The organism is Nostoc sp., assembly GCF_041747015.1.
In the GTDB taxonomy this organism is placed as follows: Bacteria; Cyanobacteriota; Cyanobacteriia; order Cyanobacteriales; family Nostocaceae; genus Nostoc.
On record NZ_JBGTFY010000252.1, the window covers coordinates 1 to 19,757 of the forward strand.

Below are 19,757 nucleotides of genomic sequence, written 5' to 3' on the forward strand. Positions count from 1 at the left end.
AATGTATTTTGGCGGTAGCCAAAACACATTAATTACTATGTCGAACCATGACCCATATTGATTATATTTATCTCAAGAAACATGGTATTATATGTAAGTACGAAGAAAGCCGAAAATGCTGCTCGTACACTGAACCTTCTCCCAAAGGGAGACGCTAACGCGAAGACAATCTAGAATATAGGGTTCCATTCCAGAATAGATATTTTTGTATCGTTTCCGTGAATGGGTAAAATTCTAGCGGTACTAAGGTAGAACATACTTTTTGGTACTTGTACTCTTTCAGGGAAGCAAGCTACAAAGTCTGCGGAGGGGCATCTCGTGGACTCTAAACAAAGCTCATCGCCTCCGAAGCAATAGCTGGACTGGGTGAGAAGCCTACACTGTACTGTACTCAGTCAGTGTAGGAGTATGTCACAAACAAAAAGCTAGTGGCGATCGCACTTTCGATTTTTCTAGCTGCTTGATGAGGTAGACGACTCTGGAGATTTTACCACTCTTCTACCCCAAGGTTTGATAACTGAAATGCCGATGATGGCAAGTATACAGAGAGTTTGAGTTGCACCACCAATAAGGACTCCATTCAAGTCAAACATATACAATGGATTGCTCAATGCTTGCTCCCGTGTGACATCTGAAATACTTGTCACCGCATTGACCCACGGGCCTAGCCATATAGTTCCTACTACAATCAAAGTAACTGTGGCAATCCATTTAACAATTACCCAGTAGTGTTTGAAGAATCCCCAAACAGTGAGCCAACAGAGGAGTCCTCCTGTTAACAAAGATAGGTTTGCAGAGGGAATAACTACAAAATCATCAAGCAATTTCAAAGTTGTATTAATCGCATACAGTTCGTCACCATTGGTAATATTGGCATTTTTCAACGCAATGGCAACCATGCACAGAGCAGAGCCAAACCAAATGCTACCAGAAGCGACATGAGCAGAGAGTAACCAGTTTTTCTGTTTAACGTTGAGTTTGGGCATAAAGTCTCCAGATTTGATCCACGAACAATGGCAGATCAGCTAAAAATAATTAGCTTCCATATAATATGGTTCCTTATTATAATAGGATAAAATTTCTTAACTTCAAAGGTATTTACCTGTTTAAGCTAAAAATCTCGCATCGCTGGTACTCCCGCCTGTAGCTTAGACAAGAGTTGTATCAGTGTCTTCTGCTCAGTAAGGCTTAGATGAGCTATCAGTCCAGTAGTTCGACAAAAATGATCTGGCAGCATCTTTGTCAAATTCTGTTGCCCTTGCTCGGTCAGCTGCACGACTAAACGGCGTCTATCTTCTGGATGTGGTTGTCGCTTCACCCATCCATCCCGTTCCAAACCGTCTAATAATCCAGTTATAGTTCCACGGGTTACACCAGAACTTTCAGCACATTCTGAAGGTGTTAAGCGCTGACCATTTGCTCGGAATAATTGCATGAGAACTGTAAATTTACCCATAGACAGCTGATGGCGAGCTAAATGGGCATCCAATGCTGCATAAACAAGGGCTGTAGTTTTCAAAAAGGCTAAACAAGTCTCCACTGCGGAAATGTTTAACTCAGGAAACTGTGTAGCAAGTTCCTCTAATTCATACTTTGGTGGGACTTCAGGAGAAACAAACATAAATTTGCAAGCATTAGTTGACTAGCTTACTATATGCTGCCTTAGTAAATCTTGCTGTGGCAATTCTCGATTCAAAAATCCTAATTTATCTTGGGGGATAATACTGCGGATTCGTAACGGGAGATTGATAACCATTTGGGGGTACTGTACTTCCCATACTGTTGGGTACAGGATTTACAACAGGGGGCTGATAAACGCTCATGGGTACAGTGCCCGTCGTACTGTTGGGTACAGGATTCACAACAGGGGGCTGATAACCATTTGCGGGTGTAGTGGTGCTACTGTTGGGTATCACAGCATTTTGGCTAAACTCTTGGTAGGCAGCACGAGAAATTGAGCTAATCAATTTTTCGGCGCGAGGGTCATTATTAGGGCGCTGTACCATGACAGCGGCTACATAGCGCTTGCCAGTAGGAACAACAATTAAACCTGCATCTGCCAGGATAGTACCAATATCACCCGTTTTGTGGTATATTCTCGCGCCTGTTCCCAAACCTGATGGCAGCAGAGAGTCTCTTTGGGTGCGACGCAAGATATCGAGCATGAGATCGCGTGAGGGCACACTCACTAAATTTCCCTGACTCACAATAGCCATCAAATTCGCCAATTCCCTTGGACTAGTGGTGTTTGTCCCTTGCAAATCTGGGAGTTGATTGCGAATTATCGTAGCTGTCAATCCCCAAGTGCGGAAACGCTGGTTTAAAGCGTCTATGCCTCCCAGTCGGGAAATCAGCATATTTGTAGCTGTATTGTCGCTAATTGTAATCATTTTAGTGACAACTTCCAGAGCCGCGTACTGGGTTCCGGCTGGTTTGTATTGCAAATTTCCAGAACCGCCAGCGACCATTTCCTGTTGCATGGTCAGCATTTCATCCAGGCGAATTTTTCCCGCATCCAAATCCTGGAAAAAAGCAATCAGAATCGGCACCTTAATTGTGCTAGCCGCTGGAAAATTGGCGGAGCCATTGACATCTACATAATTACCAGTATCTAAATCTACTAAGAAAACTCCGGGTGTAAGATTTGGGTTGGTCGCCGCCAAATTTTGCACGGCATCTTTTAAAGGGATAATTTCCTGAGATAGGTATAGGCTCGAAACTGCAACTGGAGGAGTTTGAGTAGATTGTGACTGCGATTGGCTTTGCCACTGCCCTTTGGGCAATCGCACTACATTACTATTAGATTGGGGTGCAGAAGTTGTGCTGATGCGATTAGCCGGGTCTAACACTGACAATACCGTACCCACAATTGCACCCATCCCCACACCGACAATCAATAACCGCACAACATATAACATAGTTTTGGCCATTGGCTTTAACCGCGTCTTCCGCGATGAGCGCCTGCCTATTTTTGGCTTTTCCATCCCCACTGTTTTGACCATCACAGCACCTGGTCGGAAGGGAGGAATTTTCCCCTTTACAGTAGGTATTGGTTTTACTGCCGTTGGCATGACTAACGCCGATTTTACCCTGCGTGTAGCATCAGGGATTGGGGGAGGACTGATTCGATTTGTTGGGCGTGTTAGCGCCGTTTCTCTTCGATTTGCACCTGGCTGCTGGCTCTTAACTTTCACTCTCTTCCGTACCACTTTTTGAACCTTTTGTGGATGCTGGCGGCGATTTAAGGGTTGACGCCGCGAGAAAGCTGTTAGTTCGTCACTTGACTCTGACACTGTTACTCCTTGTGACCCACTTGACTGTTTTCTTGCAGACTCCTGACCCAAAACTTAATCTAAAAGGCAATTTAATATTCAAATTCTACTTTGTCACTAAGTAGCATTTTTGTGTTTAGTTTAAGCCATATTAATTATTTTGGGGGCATGATTGCGTATATATTAAACAAATAATTACAACTTTTCACTACTACTCTGGCTTTTAATAGCCCATTCTACCTGCTGCAAAATCCCTCGCAGCATGGCTACTTCTCCAGTTTTCAGATGAGCGCGATTATACATCTGGCGAAATTTTTCCATGCGACTAGCTGCCGTATGCGGATACACATAACCAATTTTCAGTAATAATGATTCTAGTTGTTGGTAGTATGCTTCCACAACATCTAAAGGTGCGAGTTCAGTTTGGGGTAAGATTTGAGTTTCAGGTTGCTCTGCACATTGTGACAGTTCATAACAGCAGATTGCTACAGCTGTAGCCAAATTTAGGATTAGATAATCTTGACTTGTGGGAATGCAAACAAACCGATGTGCATAATTTAATTCTTCATTGGTTAATCCCCGATCTTCCCTACCAAAAATCAGTGCTGCGGGTTTTTCTGGTTCCTCCAGTAACCAGGGTAGTGCAGTCCGGGGGGTTTCTAAAGGTGTTTGTAAACTCCGAAAGCGACCGGTGGTTGCGATCGCTCGTACACATCCATGCAATGCTTCTGGTAATGTTGCCACTAATACCGCAGATTCTAAAATTTCCTTAGCATGAACAGCCATCACCAAAGCTTCTGCCGACAGATGATCGCATTGGGGATTTACTAATACTAAATTATGTAGCCCAAAGTTTTTCATGACTCTGGCGATCGCTCCGACATTTATCGGCCCAGCTGGTTCTACCAACACAATTCTTAATCCAGCCAAGCTCATTTTTTGCCTCCTGCGATCGCACCAGATAATACTTACAGCCTAATTCTCAGTATTATATGTTCTGCTGAAAAGTTTCCTTGAGATCACTGTAACTTTGCTAGTAAATGCCTACGACAGGTCTGAACTGTTACTCAGCCCATTCTCCGACGTTCAGCCAGTTGTTCGGCGCTATTTATTTGTAGCAATCTAATCGTTGTACGTCCCGGAGGCGTTAATCCTACTAGATCCAGTTGTGAAAAGGTGAAGTGTTCACCCCAATTTTGGGTGCGTGGGTTAAAGAGAAAACTAAAAGCCTCTGTTTCTGGATCAAACGATCCTAAGTCAGTGCCTTTGTGACGGTTACATCGCCAGCAGGTAAGTGCTAAATTATCAGCATTCGTTGCACCGCCGTGCTTTTGGGCAATAACATGGTCGATTTCATGGGGGAAAAAGGCAACTGCTGCGGGTAACTGGCAATATTCACATCTGTAGTTTGCGCGTTCTTCTACCAGTCGGCGAAGATTAACCGGAATATAGGTTCCACTCACGGTCAACTGGTTAAATAAGATAAGTTACCTGCTTTAATCATCACAACTAAGTGTTCAATACGTTCATACTCATCTAGTTCTTTTAACTCTGTGGGTGTAAGTTCACCTGCATTACTGCGTGTTAACAAGGTACGCAATCGTTCTTGCATTTCCGGGGTAGGTTTAAATTCAGTAATTTGTTCAGGAGTGGGGTTGCTGGCCAGAAAATCCAGGATATATCGGTAAACTTGTGCTGGTACAGCTGGCTGTTGGAGGCTCAGAGCCAGCAATTCCGGTAGGCGATCGCCTACCTGTGCTAGTTGTTGAGATAATTCTTCTGATACTTCCAGAATGATTCTCGGCATGGGTACTTTCCTGCGGATTGCATTGGAAATTGACTAATCTCGCTATTTAATTCCAAGATAATATCACTCAAATTGCATCAGCGATCGCCCAGATACAACAATAAAACCAACAGAATCAAGTTTAATTTGCGGCTGGCGAATTCCCTCTAAAATGGCTGTATTTAAAGCACTTTCTATTTTCAATTCTTCAGCAAGTGCATGATCCAAAGTTTGCTGGTTCAGACGCAGGCGTAATTGTTCTACTCTATTCTCTAATTTCTTCTCGGCAACCTTAGCGCAACTTTCGCACAATTCAACAAAATCGGGACGATTGGCAAGCAATGCTAAAGAAGTTTTACGCACTTCATAGCAAAAATTTTGCCATTTACTAGGGTTAACAAAATCGTCAATAATTCCTAAGCGTTCTTTTGCCAAATTGTAATCTCGTTGTTGATTACTGTTTTTATCTTTATATGGACGTTGCAAGATATTCAACAGCACTTTATCTTCAACAACCTGTATTTGCTCCTGGCGACCATCAATATAGATAGTTTCTATAATTGGTGAAAATAAAGCATCAACACGTCGCTGTAAAATCTGGAATTGAGAATTATCTAGTTTGTAATCGATTAAAACTTGTTTGGCAATTTTTAAATTTGTCTCGACTACATAATTGCATTGGAAACCAAACCATTCCATCCCTTCTTTAGCATCCCAAGATGAATCAGTGCGCCACATTGCAAAGGCTTCACCTCGGTCATCCCAGTTTATATAGTTTAAGAGTGATTCTACAAATCCTTCCCCAACCCGAAATAGTTTAATACCAGAATTCTGATTTGCTACCCGGCGATTATAAGTACCAAATTGGTCTAAATGACTATCAGCAAAACGGGTTTTTAACTCATTTATGGGAACCAAGGTACGCGTTGAAGGTTGATAACGTCGCATTTCTGATGAGTCTGGGTTATTGACTGCTCTGAATCCCAATGCGTCACAAATCCAGCCTTCAATTGCTCGCTTAATTTCTAAATGACAAGCATCATAATTATCTAAATCTTGAAAATACTGGGTTGCAATTTCATCGGTAGCGTCAATTTCATCTAGAGCATTTTGTTCGCTAATCTTTGCTATTTCAGCTTCAATTTGCTTTTGAATTGGCGAAATCATCTCTAACAATCCAGCCGCACTTGATTGAAACAAAACTGTTTCTAATTCCGAAAGCTTTTCATGCACATAAAACTGTAAACTGGCAATTGATTGTTGAAAAATCCCAAAACCATTTTTTAATACTTGATACCAAGCATTGTGAGGACTATCTTCTAAATAGGGGCCAATCAAGGCACAGGATTGAATGCCAATTTTGCTGCCAATGCGGTCAAGTCTGCCAATTCTTTGCTCTAATTGATTAGGCGACCAAGGAAGGTCAAAATGAATTAACCAATCGGCAAACTGGAGGTTACGTCCTTCTTCTCCAGAGCGATCGCATACTAGAATAAAACAGTTTGGGTTATTCTTGAACCTATTTAAACCTTCTTCAACCTTGTCTGGTGATTCTCCAAATTGATGGCTAGCGACTGTCTCTACACCAAAGCTATCAGACAAATACCGGACAATTTCTGCACAACTTTGAACGAAATTGGTAAATACAATAAATTTGGGTAGAATATCGCCAGTAATTGGTCTACGAACTCTCTGCTGTATTCTTGTTAGGAATTCCTTTTGATTCTTCCGAACATTTGCGGGAATTTTGAAGTACATACCTAGCTGATTCAGCAGCACCGTTCTCAAATTTTCCCTGCGTTCTCCATCCTCTTGAGGTTGACGAATAATTTTTATTAAGGATTGGAGAATCTCTTCTTCCCCTGAAAATTTGGGGGTTGTAGTTAATATCTGAACATCATTTTCTTTGAACTCCTGGGTGAGTTTAGAATGAGGTTTACCAGTTAAACGTGCAGAAATTACTTGCTCTAAAATGCCTAACCAAGTACCAGAAGCTAAGAAAAACAGCAGAAAAATTTGCTGATATTGCTGTTCATGAGGAGCGGCAGTGCGCCATTGATTGATGAGCTCGTGAATATCAGGCGATCGCTCATCTAAATCATACTCTTCTTTCGGCGTAAAATTGCGGTCAAATATGACATCTTCCACAGCAGCGCGACGGTTGCGAAGCATTCGCCGATGTAGTCGATAGGTATCGCTGACGTGGACGCGAATTCCTTGGACAATTTGCTCTTGCTCAGTAGAATTTGCTTGTAAACAATTTTCTAAATCATCCGCTAGTTTCAGTAAATACTTATCCTCAGCAAAGAGGTTTCGCAATTGCTGCAAGTTGTTTTTAAGAACGAGAGGCTCTGCATCTTCTGTAAAAGCAAGGAGAACTTTACCAATTTGCTGACGGCTTTCAATTTTAGTGCGAAAACCTGCCAAATCATCAAGTTTATAAGTTGTTGGGTCGAGCAAATGCAACATTGCCAGAAAATCTTGCTCATGGTTGAGAACAGGAGTAGCGGATAATAAAAGTAAGCGATCGCTTTTATGAGCAAGTTCTTTGCAAGTCTCAAAACGCTGGCGCACCGTTGCATCTTTAGAGGTTGCCATTGCTGCGATGTGATGAGCTTCATCCAAAATTAAGCAGCCTATTTTCGCTTTGGGGTTGACTTTATGGATATTTTCAACCGCCACCACCGCTACCCGTTTAGGAAAATGGGAAATGTAAAACTTGTTTTCTAACTCCAGCTGCCATTGTTTGAGCAAATATTGTGGAACTACTACCACCGCACCTTTTTTCGGTTCATCAAGGAGGAATTGACGGAGAATCGCACCCGCTTCGACAGTTTTTCCGAGTCCCACCTCATCTGCGAGCAAGTAGCGTTGAATTGGGTCTTCCAGTACCCGCCTTACTACTTCAACTTGGTGAGGATAAAGATCAATATTTGCCGAAATTAGTCCTGTCATTCCGCGACTTACAGCGCGTTGCTGAATTAAAGATTTAACGAAAGCCAATCTTTTGTCGTGGAAGTAGGGCGTTTCGTGACCCTTCATTGCCAGAGTTTCAATGGGGTCAGTGTTGGGTAAATTGCAACGGACGTAAATTTCTTCTTCAGTAACAATTGCAGTTTTCTTATCTGGTAAATCAATTTGATACATTTCTGTATCTTCATCCCAGATGAAAATTCTGCCAATTATCCATTGATCTTGGGTTCCTGATTTGATATAACATCGAGCCTGGGGTTCAAGCCTGACTTCAGAGAGCGAATTTAAAGGTAAAGTTTTTTGAAGACGTTGCCCTATGGAGCAGAAATACTCAACGATCGCATTGGTATCAGATATTTCCGTAACTTTTCCGATACCGAAATAGTTATTCTGGGACTGTACCAATAAACCAAGCTTAATCATAGATCCAGTCACCTGAACACACTAAAAGAACCTACCAGACAGTTTTTTAATCCATATCTGGCAATTTTGTCGATCAATATTATAGATAATAAACTGGTATTACAGTTTTTGTTATGGCGATCGCTCCCTGCTTTAGGACATTCCTCTAAGTAAAAATATCATTAACTAGTATCCCATTCTTTGCGTACCTTTGCGTTTCCCGCAGCGCCCCTACCCTGCGGGAAGGCGTTCGCGTAGCGTCTCGTAGAGAAGCGCCTATACGTTAAAATCCCCTCTGAACATTGACTTGATAACCCCACGATACAATTAAAATCATCTAGCTTTACAACTTATGAAAATCAGAGACAACACAATTAAGTTAAATCAATACTTAAAATTGATGGGTATAGTACCAACTGGAGGCCAAGCCAAGCTAATGATTCAAGGCGGCGATGTCCAAGTAAACGGTATGCTTGAAACCCGACGAGGGCGGCGACTAGTACCAGGTGATAAAATAACAATAGAAGGAAAGACTTTTGAGGTGAATTTAGACAACAATGAAAACCAAGATATAGATTTCTCCGAACAAATCGAGTAAAATATTTTTATGCCAAATTTAAAAGTTACTCTTTTGTATTGTGAGTAATGCTACAAATTTCCAACAAAGTTATAATCCCCCAGAGCGATATTGAAATGACTGCGATTCGCTCACAAGGAGCAGGAGGTCAAAATGTGAATAAGGTTTCCACCGCTATTCATTTGCGTTTCGACATTGCGGCTTCATCATTACCGGATTATTATAAACAACAACTTTTAAAGCTGAACGATCGCCGCATTACCCAAGAAGGAGTTGTGGTAATCAAAGCGCAAGAACACCGAAGCCAAGAAAACAATCGAGACTCAGCTTTGAGACGACTTCAAGAACTTATTCAAAGCGCAGTTATACCGACGATAAAACGCAAACCCACAAAACCGACTCGTAGTTCTCAAAGAAAGCGCCTTGATTACAAAAGTAAGCATGGACAGATTAAGTCCAACAGAGGACAGGTAACAGATTGCTGATTTATCAATTAAACTTTGGCACTCAATTTGGTTAAAAAATCTTCCCAGAGAATTAAGAATAATTCCTACTATTGACTCTGGTCAATTTGATGATTTAGTTGGTTAACTTGAGCATAGCAACTATTAAAGGTGAAAAAAGATGAATAAGACATTACTAACGATTTTGATGCTTGCACTCTTACTCTTATTCATTATCTCTCCCTTTGCTGCCCTTGCTAGTTTAATGATGATAGTGTTAGTTTCGGCGTTTTTCTCTTTAATAGGAAACTTGTTCCAAGCAATAATTGGTGGTGACACCAACCCAGGGTGACCGCATCATCTCAATAAGAACAGTTCGTTCCCAATAGAATCTAGCTTTTTCTCATTAAGCCTAGTTTATTGACAAATATTTAGGCGTAGGCGTAGCCCGTCGTAGACATCGCTTTGAGGCTTGGAAAGTGCATCAAGCGAGAAATGCTGGTTTTGTCGTTGCGATGATATTGTCCTAAGTATCGCTCAATTGGGCTAAAGCCTATACAAAATTATACATAATTTTCTATACCTACAGATAGATTTTACCAAGTCCAGAATCACTAGTATTGATTGCCTAAATTCAGTATGATCTGACTGTTTATACTAACCTCATTGAGAGGGTTTTGATCATGCCTAGATTTACGGTTCCACCCAATTTCATCGGCACGCAAGGTTCCGACACCTTAGTTAGGGAAGAGTTAAATGCATCTGTGGCAATTGGTATTGATGTTTTAACTGGAGGTTTCATTTGTACACGCTCAGGAAAGGACACCATCAGAGGCAACGGCACTGGCAGTAAAGGCCGTGATGGTGCTATCGGTAAGAACGTCAATGGCAGCAAAGGCGCTGCTGGAATCGGCATTAGCAATAATGGCAATCTGAATGCTGGGTCGGGCGACGACACTATTATCGGCAAGGGTATTGGGGGCAACGGCGGCGACGGCATCTCATCAGACGTTTTTGGTACTCTTGGCGGTAATGGAGGTACTGGAGGTACTGGAATCGGCATCCACAACATTGGCATCTTTAATACTGGGTTGGGCAACGACAATATCATTAGCAATGGCACTGGCGGCAACGGCGGCGACGGCGGCTTCGGCGGCGGCTTTGGCAATGACGGCTTTGGCGGCGGTGGCGGTGCAGGGAATGGCATCTCTAACAGTGGCAGGCTGAATACAGGAGGCGGAAATGACGCTATCACTGGCACTGGTATCGGCGGCATAGGTGGCGACGGACTCGGTGGCGGCAACGGCGGTGCAGGGACTGGCATTGCTAACAGTGGCAAACTGAATACAGGGGACGGAAATGACACGATCACTGGTACTGGTCAGGGCGGCACTGGTGGTTTCGGCCGCCTCGGCGGCGAAGGCGGATTTGGGACAGGTATCAGCAACACTGGGCAACTGGATACCGGAGACGGAAATGACAAGATCACTGGTACTGGTATCGGCGGCGTGGGTGGCGACGGGCTAGGACCCAGCTCTGACGGTGCAGCGACTGGCATCAGCAATAATGGCAATCTGAATACAGGGGACGGAAATGACAAGATCACTGGTACTGGTATCGGCGGCGTAGGTGACGGGTTTGGATTTTACGGTGCAGGGACTGGCATCAGCAATAATGGCAATCTGAATACAGGGGACGGAAATGACACAATCACTGGGACTGGGACTGGTGATAGAAGCGACATTAACGCCGTCGTCGTTACTGTGACTGGCATCACTAACAGTAAGAAACTGGATACCGGAGACGGAGAAGACACAATCATAGGCACTGGCACAGGTAGTGGCGGCTTTGACAGTAATGGAACTGGCATCCAGAATATGAAAGGTGCCACCATCACCACAGGGCAGGGCAACGACACAATTACTGGTTCTGGCAACGCTTCAGCAGCCCAGAACCCCATTGCCTATGGCATCTCCAACGACGGAGTAATTGATACTGGAAATGGTTATGACATTCTTACCGGAAAGGCTACAGCAACAACGGATCCTGATGTTCCCTCCCAGTTCATCGACGCCATCGCCTATGGCATTTATGGAAAAGGAACTATCAAGACTGGCGATGGCAATGACAAAATTACTGCCACCACTACCATCAATGAAGTTCAACAAAAAGTCTCTATTGGTGGCGGGATTAAAATTGCTCTGGGCGCTGGGGATGACTACTTCAAAGGGTTTGGGGAAGCGAGTGCTGATGGCGGGGACGGTTTTGACACCCTCGATCTGAGAGCCTTCAATCGCTCCGAACTGATCGTATCTAATCTTATTTCTGGCAATACCGTTAAAAGTGCCAACTTTACTTTCAACAATGAAAACCCCATTACCTTATCTACATCTGGCTTTGAGAAATTTATCTTTGCAGATAGCTCTATAACTCTTGCGTGATGCAGTCTTAGTGAATTGCACCTTGATCATCAATCTTTTATATTTAGATGCGTTTGCCCTGTACACAAACCCTAAAAGGTCATGAAGATAGGGATTTCACAATTATTGTGGCCGTTGCTGATTGATGGGATGAATTTTGTTTCGCGCAAAGGCGCAAAGAATCAATCTTTAGCCTTGGTAAAAAATCTCAATTCATCCCGTATTTATGCAATGCCTTATTATGATGTCCGAAAAAGCCACTTGCAAGGGGCGATCGCTTTGGCACGTTCCTTAGAGGATGTTTGAAAAGTCGAAATGGTATTATTTGAGTGTGCGATAGTGTAAAAACACCTCACTTCCAACCTGACGAGTTTCAATGAGTTGCAAATGAGGAGCAGCACTGGGAAGAAAACCCTCTCCCTCCACTGGGGTAGGAGCGTGCTGTCCTCCATAAATAACAGGCCAAATGGTTAACCACCAATCATCAATTCGCCCTGCTTTCGCTAGAGCAGCTGTTAAAGAACCGCCTCCCAAAGCAACGACGTTATGAATACCCCGCTCTGCAATCAAGGTGTAGGCTCGATCCCAGTCCAAGTTTGTATCCCCCAGATCAATTAATTCAGCCAGCTTGTGCAGGGTTGTGGCATCAGAACTGCGCTCCAAACCAGTCCCTGTCGTAAATATCCATCGTTCAATGTCTTGGCTCAAAAAAGGCAAGTCTGGTGGTAGGTCAAGGGAACCGGAAACAACGCAGATAATGGGCTGAGGAGACTGACCCCTAACTTTACGTGCTGCCAACAGTTCGGGGTTGCAAATTGTAAAGGCTGTCCCCTCAGTCCGAATCGTCCCCGCTCCCACTAAAACTAAATCGGCAAGGGAGACTTGATACTCTAGGTGTGCTAGATCAACTGGATAGGAACCACGGGGCGCTCTAGGGTCTACGGGGCTAATCTTTCCATCAGCCGTCATGGCAAGAACCACTGTTGTTTGAATCGATTTCATACTTAGTTTATGAGGGTTCTGTCATGATATGAATTACTGTTTATGATAAACAACTTTCATAATTTCACCTTTTTGAATCCTTTGCTATGACGGCATCAAAGGTTTAGGCTGATTTGTCAGTCGGGCGATCGCATAACAGTAATGACTGTGATAAATTAGTGACGCGATCGCATTATTAGGCTTACCCTGCAATTGATGGCTTTTGTTAGTTCCTTTTCAGATCACGCGCCATGTTGAGGTAGTAATCGTCTATTTTGGTATTAGGACGACGGCGGGTAGTGGCGGAATTTTTAGCAGTGTTATCCTGAACTGTTTCAAGTGGCTTTTTAGCTGAAGCTTGTTTTATACCCTGTGAATCATCAGATTCTAAGAAATAAGCAGCACTATCATCAGACTTAGTAACTCCGAAAACCTTGCCAAAAAAACCAAAGAAATTTCCGATCAAATTAAAAAAGCTTTTGAAGAAAACACCAAACAAGCCTTCAAAACGCAGGAACAAGTTCTGAATAATTTGATTGAAACGAGACATAGTATTACCTTATATGATTGCATATTCTCATTGTTACCTAATTTGCTGGTGATCACAACGATGACAAAATAATTTGTAATTCGGATGTAGAAGTTAATCAAAGCAGGCATTACACAGAGAAAGAAAATGCAAATCACTAAGCGCAATGTCGAGTTGAGAGTAGAAAATAGTTTAATGCGTGTTTACGTAGCAGCTCCCAAGGCAGCAGGAAAATACCCTGGGATTGTATTCTATAGTGATATTTATCAGTTAGGTGGTGCAATTATTCGTCTAGCTAACTACTTAGCAGGATATGGCTATGTCGTAGCAGCACCAGAAATTTTTCATCGAATTGAGCCAGTGGGATTAGTTATTGAACCAGATGATCTTGGTCGGATGCGGGGCAATGACGATGCTCGTCGAACCCCAATAGCTGATTATGATGCCGATTGCCGTGCTGTAATTGAATTTCTGCAAGGAGAAAGTTCGGTTTCTCCAAATCAAATAGGCACTCTAGGTTTTTGTATTGGTGGACATCTAGCTTTCCGGGCAGCTTTCATGAGCGAAATTAAGGCTGCTGTCTGCTGTTATCCTACTGGCATTCCGAGTGGTAAACTGGGTGAGGGAATAGCCGATACAATTCACCGGGTAAGTGAAGTCAAAGGCGAGATGTTAATGGTGTTCGGCACTCTTGACCCTCACATACCAGAAAATGACCGTCATACCATAACTAAAGCTTTAGAGAATGCTAACGTACCTCACCTGGTTGTTTTATATGAAGCAGAACATACCTTCATGCGCGACGACGGTTATCGCTACGATTCTGCTGCCACCACCTCTGCTTGGTTTGAAATAGTCGCTTTCTTTGAACGGATGTTGGCAAACTGAAGCAGGAATTTTCTATTTTAAATCTTCACAGTAGATGAAAAATGGTATTTTGTTACAGCCACTTTTCCAGTTTTGGAAGCATCTAGTTCCAGAGCTAACTAATCTAAAATGAAAACCCACAGATTAATTAACTCAGGCTTTGGAAGTGTTTAATTTCAATACAGTACCGCTTATAGAAGACCCGCCTTATATCGAACTACTGCAATGGTTGGCGCGGGGTTCATTAAAGCAAAACCTGCTACGGGCGATTCGGTTGTGGGTGTGGTTGCACACTCTTTATGGTGATGAACAAGACCGCCTTTCTTTGCCTAACTCTTTTACATACAAGCACTGGCGAGATACTTTTTTTACCGCAACTCATCCTAAAGGTGAACTAGCGCCTAATTTGCACGAGGGCAGTTGTGCTTGTGCCAAAACCACCGCCCAGTGGCTATTTTATCCCAAAACCGGACTTGTAGAATCAGAGTGGAGGCGATCGCTTCAGCAACATGATGCAATTCCCGATGTAGATTTAGATGAATTGCTGCAACAGCGTTTATTTGCTGTTACTCGCCGTACTCTCTTTGCCGATTTGCAAATCCTCACTGAACTTGGTTGGTTGAAACTTGTAAACAAACAATACTATCGAGTTCAGAATTTTCCATCTCGACCCAGTGTCAGAGAATTAGAACCTGTAAATAATCGTCTGGGAGTTTATGACTTGGGTTTTCTCAATCCTAACTTAGAAGCGATCGCTCAAAACCTCTCCCAACCCATTCAAAATGTGCAGCGATTCTATCTAGAAGTTGACTACATTATTTCCCAAACTCAAAATCAAGTTGAGAAATGGCTAGAGCAATTCCGTAATCTTTGGGAACAGACGACTATACTGCCAATTTGTCTTACCTACGCTAGCGCTAAGTACGGTGCAGTGGAGTGTATTGTATATCCTGTCTGTGTATATTACGTGCAGAGAGCCGTATACCTCTGCGGTTTTGGCAAAACTCCCACAAATAAAGGCGAGTGGTACAACTATCGCTTAGATAAAATTCAAAAAATTACTCCCCTGGCTTGGAACGATGCAAAATTGCCCAAAATGCTGCGACAACGGCGAACGACTTTACCCACACCAGACTATATTCGTTCCCAGATGCTTCAAGCTTGGGGTTTTGATTTTTACTTACCATCCAAGTTGATGCTACTGCGATTCGACCGCACATTTCATGACAGCTACCTCAAGGGAACGTCTCGTCATGCTACCTTTAAGCCGATAACTTATCAGTGGGTATTACGATTAATTCGAGAGCAGGCTATCTCTGTAAAACACTGGGAAAGTTTGCAGAAAGTTTTACAAAATCGCTCCCAAGACGATGCTTATTATACTGTGACCTACCGGGATGGAGATCCGAATGTGGGTTTGCGTTTGCGGGCTTGGCGACCAAAGGTTGAGGTGCTTTTACCTTGGGAATTGCGAGAGGAAATCACCAAAGAAGTGGAAGCAGAATGGCAGTTTTATCAAAAATAATTGGAATGAGTTGTTGGGGAACTATTTTAAGAGAGGATTTAAACGCATAGGCGCTTCTCTACGAGACGCTACGCGAACGCCTTCCCGCAGAGGAACACGAAGTAAAAACTAATTATCTTACAGTTATTTTCAGGTAAATGAACCACGGCTTTTTTTATCACGCAGAGGCGCAGAGAGAAAGATGAGTGTGTAGTCTAAATAGATGAAAACTGCTATAAAATCGCTTAGATTTAGGAGACATTGCAAGAATTCTTCTAAGATACATCTAAGATACAAGGGACGGCGTTGTTTACCTAACTTGCAGGGGTTTGGGAGCGTCTTTAGCGTTGCTCTCTAGCATCTTGTTTAGGTGTGATTTGGCGATTTGAAATCTAAAATTTGCAACCGAGATGAAAGCTGTAATTCTGTTATCTGGAGGATTGGATTCTTCCACAATTCTGTACAAAGCTCAGGCTGATGGCTATGAATGTTATACTATTTCCTTTGATTACCAGCAGCGACACCTACAAGAGTTACAATCAGCCCTCCTTGTCGCTCAAAAAGCTGAGGTCGTAAAACATCAAGTGATTAATTTTGACTTACGAAAATGGGGCGGTTCGGCACTTACGGACGACGCTATCGATTTACCCCAGGAGCGCTCCCTGAATGAAATGTCTCAGAATATTCCTGTAACCTATGTTCCGGCTCGTAATACCATCTTCTTAAGCTTTGCTCTTGGTTACGCCGAAGCGATCGCAGCAGAATGTGTCTATATCGGCGTTAATGCCCTAGACTACTCAGGATATCCTGATTGTCGCCCCGACTATATCCAGGCGATGCAAGAAGTATTCCGTCTCGGAACCAAACAAGGGCGTGAGGGACAACCAATTAGTATTGTTGCACCCCTAATCAACTTGAAAAAAACTGAAATCATCCAATTAGGTAATAAATTAGGAGTTCCTTGGGATCTAACATGGTCTTGCTATGCCCGTGGTAATGTCGCCTGCGGTGTGTGTGATTCTTGTCGCTTACGGCTAGCAGCTTTTGCCGAATTGGGACTTGTTGATCCACTGGCGTATGCTTCTTGAGAGGCGATTAATTGCGTCTGTACAAAGTTATGTTTAATTCCTAACTTTTAACTTTCAACTCCCCCGTCTTCTTCTAATCGTCGCAGTTGAATTTGATGCAGGCGTGGCCCAACAATTGACATCACAGTGAATTCGAGATTTTGATAACAGAAGATTTCCCCTTTAACAGGAATTTTCTGTAACTGATACAACAAAAAGCCCCCCAGTGTCTGATATTCTCTGGTCAAGGGCAAATCGAGATCCAAAACCTCGTTGAGGTCTTCGAGGTTGATCTGTGCCTGCACCAAAAATTTCTCCTCATCTAATATCTGAATCAGTAAGTCGTCGCTGCTTTCAGCTTCGCCAGCGTCGCCAATGATTTCGGCAATGACATCTTTGATTGTCACTAGTCCCACAGTAGAGCCAAATTCATTGACTACCATGACCATAGCTGGTTTCTCTTGCTGCATCATTGGCAAAAGTTCACTCAAGGGCGTGTGTTCGGGAACAAACCGGGCGGGACGCATCCAAGGTTGAATCTGTGTCTCTAAACTTAGCTTTCCGACAGCCAAAGGTTGCGCCAAATCTTTAAAATAAACAATGCCGCGAACATCGTCTAAAGATTCACCAATCACAGGATAGCGAGAGTAACCAGTAGAAGCCATTTCCTTGAGTAATGTCTGGAAGGTAGCATCTTTTGGCAGCGCGACAATACTGGTGCGGGGGATCATCACAGCTTGGGCTATCACATCCCCAAATTCAAAAACATTATTGAGCAGTTCTCGCTCCGCCCGCTCTAAACCAGTAGATCCCCATTCTGTAGAGATAATTAGTTGCAATTCTTCGGGAGTCACAGGCGGCCTCCAGCCTTGGCCTGTATATTGGATACCAAAAATACGCAATAAGCAACGAGTTGATTGGTTGAGAATCCAGATGAAAGGGTTGAAAAAACGAACGATCGCTTTTACCGAAGGCCCCAAAAACCGGGCTAGCTGTTCTGAGTACAGCATAGCTAATGATTTGGGACATAGTTCTCCGATCACAATTTGCAGATAGGCAATCAAGAAAAAGGCGATGGGAATTGATAGAGAATGGGCGATGAAGTTAGTCATCCCACTGGGTAAAGGCCAGGATTTTAACCAGGCATTTACCAGCACAACAATCGTACTTTCTCCAATCCATCCCAGTGCCAAGCTAGAAAGGGTAATGCCTAACTGGGTAGTAGATAGCAGTCGGTCGATACTACGTTGTAGCATCTCCACAGCGATCGCTGGAATATCCCCAGCCTTAACTAACTGGTGAATACGCGATCGCCTCACGCTCACCATCGAAAATTCCGCCGTCACAAAAAAGGCATTTATGGCAATCAGCAATAGCACTGACAACAACCGCAGCGCCACATCTGTCCAAATTAAACTAGGAAAACCACTCAACGTCAAAGCTCGTGTAAAACTCACGCCCTCCATTTAGAAAGATAGTCTTAGGGATTGAGGAATAGGGAATAGCAAATCACCAATTCCTTATGCCCCATGCCCCATGCCCAATACCCAATCTACCTTTCTACAGGAATATTCGATGCCTCCAGCTTCAATTCTTGAGCTGGATAATCAGTTAAAGCGAGTGATATCTTTTTGACATCATCAAGTAAAGCCGTAGGAATAGTCACCGTACCTGTAAATGTTGGGCCATTTACAGGCAATTCTGTTGGTAAACCCTCTGTACTAGCACTCAGGGTTCGTCCTTTGTCATCGGTAACATCTAAAAAACTGTACAGGAAGCGCACAGAATCTTTACCTTTGTTCTGCATTTTTACTTTCAGTAGCAAATCACCACCAGAGTAGCGAACAGATTGCACAGTCATGGTTACACCCTGACTCTGGGCAATAACCGGAAAACCTGGCAGGGGTTTTTCTTCAACTACTTCTGGGGGTTTTTCCTCTGGCTTCTGCTTGCTGCTATTGGTTTCTTCATCATCTTCCTCTAGCTTTTGCGATTTTGCAGCCTTGGTTTTACCCTCAATTCGCGCCTTGACAACTTTCAGAATCTCTTCCTCTTTTAATAACACTACCCCTCCCTGTTGGGAGTTATTTGTCTTATTGCTGGCAAATTTAGTTGTGGGACGCCCATCTGGTGTAGTAACGCCTTTAAGTGCTGAACTCCCCAGTTCAAACCCTAAAAAGGCGCTCACAGAACCTGCTCCCAACATCAGGATTAACAAAATCAAAGTAAGAAGTACAGTAGAATTTATTTTCATCATTGACAAGCTATCAAAAAAGAATGCTGGTCTATTTAAGAATAGTGAAGCTTTTGACCTCAATCCTTAAAGGAACTTAATCAATATTAGTTTGCACTATTTTATGATCAAATTATGTAGTATGGGAATTTGGTAAACTATTGCCGAGTATTTACAAGTACTGAATTTGTGCTATGATTAGAAAATTGACTTAACTCAGTGCATGAGGTAATTTCCTCACTCTAAAATTAACAAATAAAGTTGATCTAAGAGTTCAATTCATTGACTCATAGCAACCAAAAACCAAAAAAACAAGCGCCTTTGGCCGATTGGGGAGGCAGCGAACTCATAATTCGCCTTCAGGCTGGTTCGATTCCAGCAGGGCGCACTGAATCATTAAAAACCAGTAATCCGTTATGTTATCAGACCTCAATGATAATTGGGGCATGAGTCATACTACATTATCTTGGGCATTGACATCTTGAGTCAACTCTTCCAGCTAGGATTTGGTAATTTAGCCATTAGTCACTAGTTCCTGACAAATGACAAGAAACTAAGGACTAATCTATACTTTTGCAGTTTTTACTATTTGTGGATGAGTAATAATACTCATGGCATGAGAAGAGGATTTCTTTAAAAACTAGTTCACTAACGCGTCGGACTAGTTATTTTTTTTACATAACTAGGTTTTTTCACACTTAAT

19 protein-coding genes and 1 tRNA gene are annotated in these 19,757 nt (G+C 42.9%); 9 read left to right on the forward strand and 11 right to left on the reverse strand.

What is annotated here, in order from left to right; all coding sequences use genetic code 11:
* Positions 1–452: 452 nt before the first annotated feature.
* From ACEW80_RS20835 to dpdE, 7 genes are all read right to left on the reverse strand, one after another.
* Positions 453–986, reverse strand: a complete 534-nt coding sequence (locus tag ACEW80_RS20835) for a hypothetical protein (RefSeq protein ID WP_373528421.1) — start codon at positions 984–986, stop codon at positions 453–455.
* Between the two features lie 125 nt (positions 987–1,111).
* The gene (locus ACEW80_RS20840) at positions 1,112–1,621 is read right to left on the reverse strand and encodes a MarR family winged helix-turn-helix transcriptional regulator (RefSeq protein WP_373528422.1); all 510 of its coding nucleotides are present in this window, start codon (positions 1,619–1,621) and stop codon (positions 1,112–1,114) included.
* Between the two features lie 85 nt (positions 1,622–1,706).
* Positions 1,707–3,293, reverse strand: a complete 1,587-nt coding sequence (locus ACEW80_RS20845) for a serine hydrolase (protein ID WP_373528423.1) — start codon at positions 3,291–3,293, stop codon at positions 1,707–1,709.
* 174 nt (positions 3,294–3,467) lie between these two features.
* A complete protein-coding gene (locus ACEW80_RS20850; protein ID WP_373528424.1) occupies positions 3,468–4,208 on the reverse strand; it encodes an RNA methyltransferase in 741 nt (246 codons plus the stop codon).
* A 131-nt stretch (positions 4,209–4,339) separates the two neighbouring features.
* Positions 4,340–4,735, reverse strand: coding sequence for an HNH endonuclease (locus ACEW80_RS20855; protein ID WP_373528425.1), 396 nt, complete (start codon positions 4,733–4,735; stop codon positions 4,340–4,342).
* Between the two features lie 2 nt (positions 4,736–4,737).
* Positions 4,738–5,079: a hypothetical protein gene (locus tag ACEW80_RS20860; protein ID WP_373528426.1), complete on the reverse strand. Its 342-nt coding sequence runs from the start codon at positions 5,077–5,079 to the stop codon at positions 4,738–4,740.
* Positions 5,080–5,142: 63 nt separating this feature from the next.
* The gene (gene dpdE, locus ACEW80_RS20865; protein WP_373528427.1) at positions 5,143–8,454 is read right to left on the reverse strand and encodes a protein DpdE; all 3,312 of its coding nucleotides are present in this window, start codon (positions 8,452–8,454) and stop codon (positions 5,143–5,145) included.
* A gap of 331 nt (positions 8,455–8,785) precedes the next feature.
* Here dpdE and ACEW80_RS20870 point away from each other — a divergent pair, with 331 nt between their 5' ends.
* From ACEW80_RS20870 to ACEW80_RS20890, 5 genes are all read left to right on the forward strand, one after another.
* Positions 8,786–9,031: an RNA-binding S4 domain-containing protein gene (locus ACEW80_RS20870; RefSeq protein WP_373528428.1), complete on the forward strand. Its 246-nt coding sequence runs from the start codon at positions 8,786–8,788 to the stop codon at positions 9,029–9,031.
* 47 nt (positions 9,032–9,078) lie between these two features.
* Positions 9,079–9,495, forward strand: coding sequence for an alternative ribosome rescue aminoacyl-tRNA hydrolase ArfB (arfB, locus tag ACEW80_RS20875; protein ID WP_373528429.1), 417 nt, complete (start codon positions 9,079–9,081; stop codon positions 9,493–9,495).
* Between the two features lie 139 nt (positions 9,496–9,634).
* Positions 9,635–9,805, forward strand: a complete 171-nt coding sequence (locus ACEW80_RS20880; RefSeq protein ID WP_196514897.1) for a hypothetical protein — start codon at positions 9,635–9,637, stop codon at positions 9,803–9,805.
* Positions 9,806–10,136: 331 nt separating this feature from the next.
* A complete protein-coding gene (locus tag ACEW80_RS20885; RefSeq protein WP_373528430.1) occupies positions 10,137–11,894 on the forward strand; it encodes a hypothetical protein in 1,758 nt (585 codons plus the stop codon).
* A gap of 81 nt (positions 11,895–11,975) precedes the next feature.
* The gene (locus ACEW80_RS20890; RefSeq protein ID WP_373528431.1) at positions 11,976–12,179 is read left to right on the forward strand and encodes a hypothetical protein; all 204 of its coding nucleotides are present in this window, start codon (positions 11,976–11,978) and stop codon (positions 12,177–12,179) included.
* 15 nt (positions 12,180–12,194) lie between these two features.
* Here ACEW80_RS20890 and ACEW80_RS20895 read toward each other — a convergent pair whose 3' ends face one another.
* Positions 12,195–12,875, reverse strand: coding sequence for a RibD family protein (locus tag ACEW80_RS20895; protein WP_373528432.1), 681 nt, complete (start codon positions 12,873–12,875; stop codon positions 12,195–12,197).
* A 205-nt stretch (positions 12,876–13,080) separates the two neighbouring features.
* Complete coding sequence (locus ACEW80_RS20900; protein ID WP_373528433.1) at positions 13,081–13,404, reverse strand: threonine dehydratase; 324 nt, start codon at positions 13,402–13,404, stop codon at positions 13,081–13,083.
* A 126-nt stretch (positions 13,405–13,530) separates the two neighbouring features.
* Between ACEW80_RS20900 and ACEW80_RS20905 the strand changes: the two genes are divergently transcribed.
* The 3 genes from ACEW80_RS20905 (at position 13,531) to queC (ending at position 16,842) form a co-directional block, all read left to right on the forward strand.
* Positions 13,531–14,271: a dienelactone hydrolase family protein gene (locus tag ACEW80_RS20905; protein ID WP_373528434.1), complete on the forward strand. Its 741-nt coding sequence runs from the start codon at positions 13,531–13,533 to the stop codon at positions 14,269–14,271.
* A 145-nt stretch (positions 14,272–14,416) separates the two neighbouring features.
* On the forward strand, positions 14,417–15,775 hold the full coding sequence (locus ACEW80_RS20910; RefSeq protein WP_373528435.1) for a TIGR03985 family CRISPR-associated protein: 1,359 nt from the start codon (positions 14,417–14,419) through the stop codon (positions 15,773–15,775).
* Positions 15,776–16,164: 389 nt separating this feature from the next.
* Complete coding sequence (gene queC / locus ACEW80_RS20915) at positions 16,165–16,842, forward strand: 7-cyano-7-deazaguanine synthase QueC (protein WP_373528436.1); 678 nt, start codon at positions 16,165–16,167, stop codon at positions 16,840–16,842.
* A gap of 47 nt (positions 16,843–16,889) precedes the next feature.
* Here queC and ACEW80_RS20920 read toward each other — a convergent pair whose 3' ends face one another.
* Entirely contained in the window at positions 16,890–18,287 is a 1,398-nt protein-coding gene (locus ACEW80_RS20920; protein ID WP_373528437.1) for a hemolysin family protein, read from the reverse strand.
* An 86-nt stretch (positions 18,288–18,373) separates the two neighbouring features.
* Positions 18,374–19,075 (reverse strand): hypothetical protein, encoded by a 702-nt coding sequence (locus ACEW80_RS20925; RefSeq protein WP_373528438.1) that lies wholly within the window; start codon positions 19,073–19,075, stop codon positions 18,374–18,376.
* A gap of 294 nt (positions 19,076–19,369) precedes the next feature.
* On the opposite strand from ACEW80_RS20925, the gene ACEW80_RS20930 reads away from it, so the two are divergent.
* Positions 19,370–19,442 (forward strand) — tRNA-Ile (locus ACEW80_RS20930).
* Positions 19,443–19,757 lie beyond the last annotated feature (315 nt).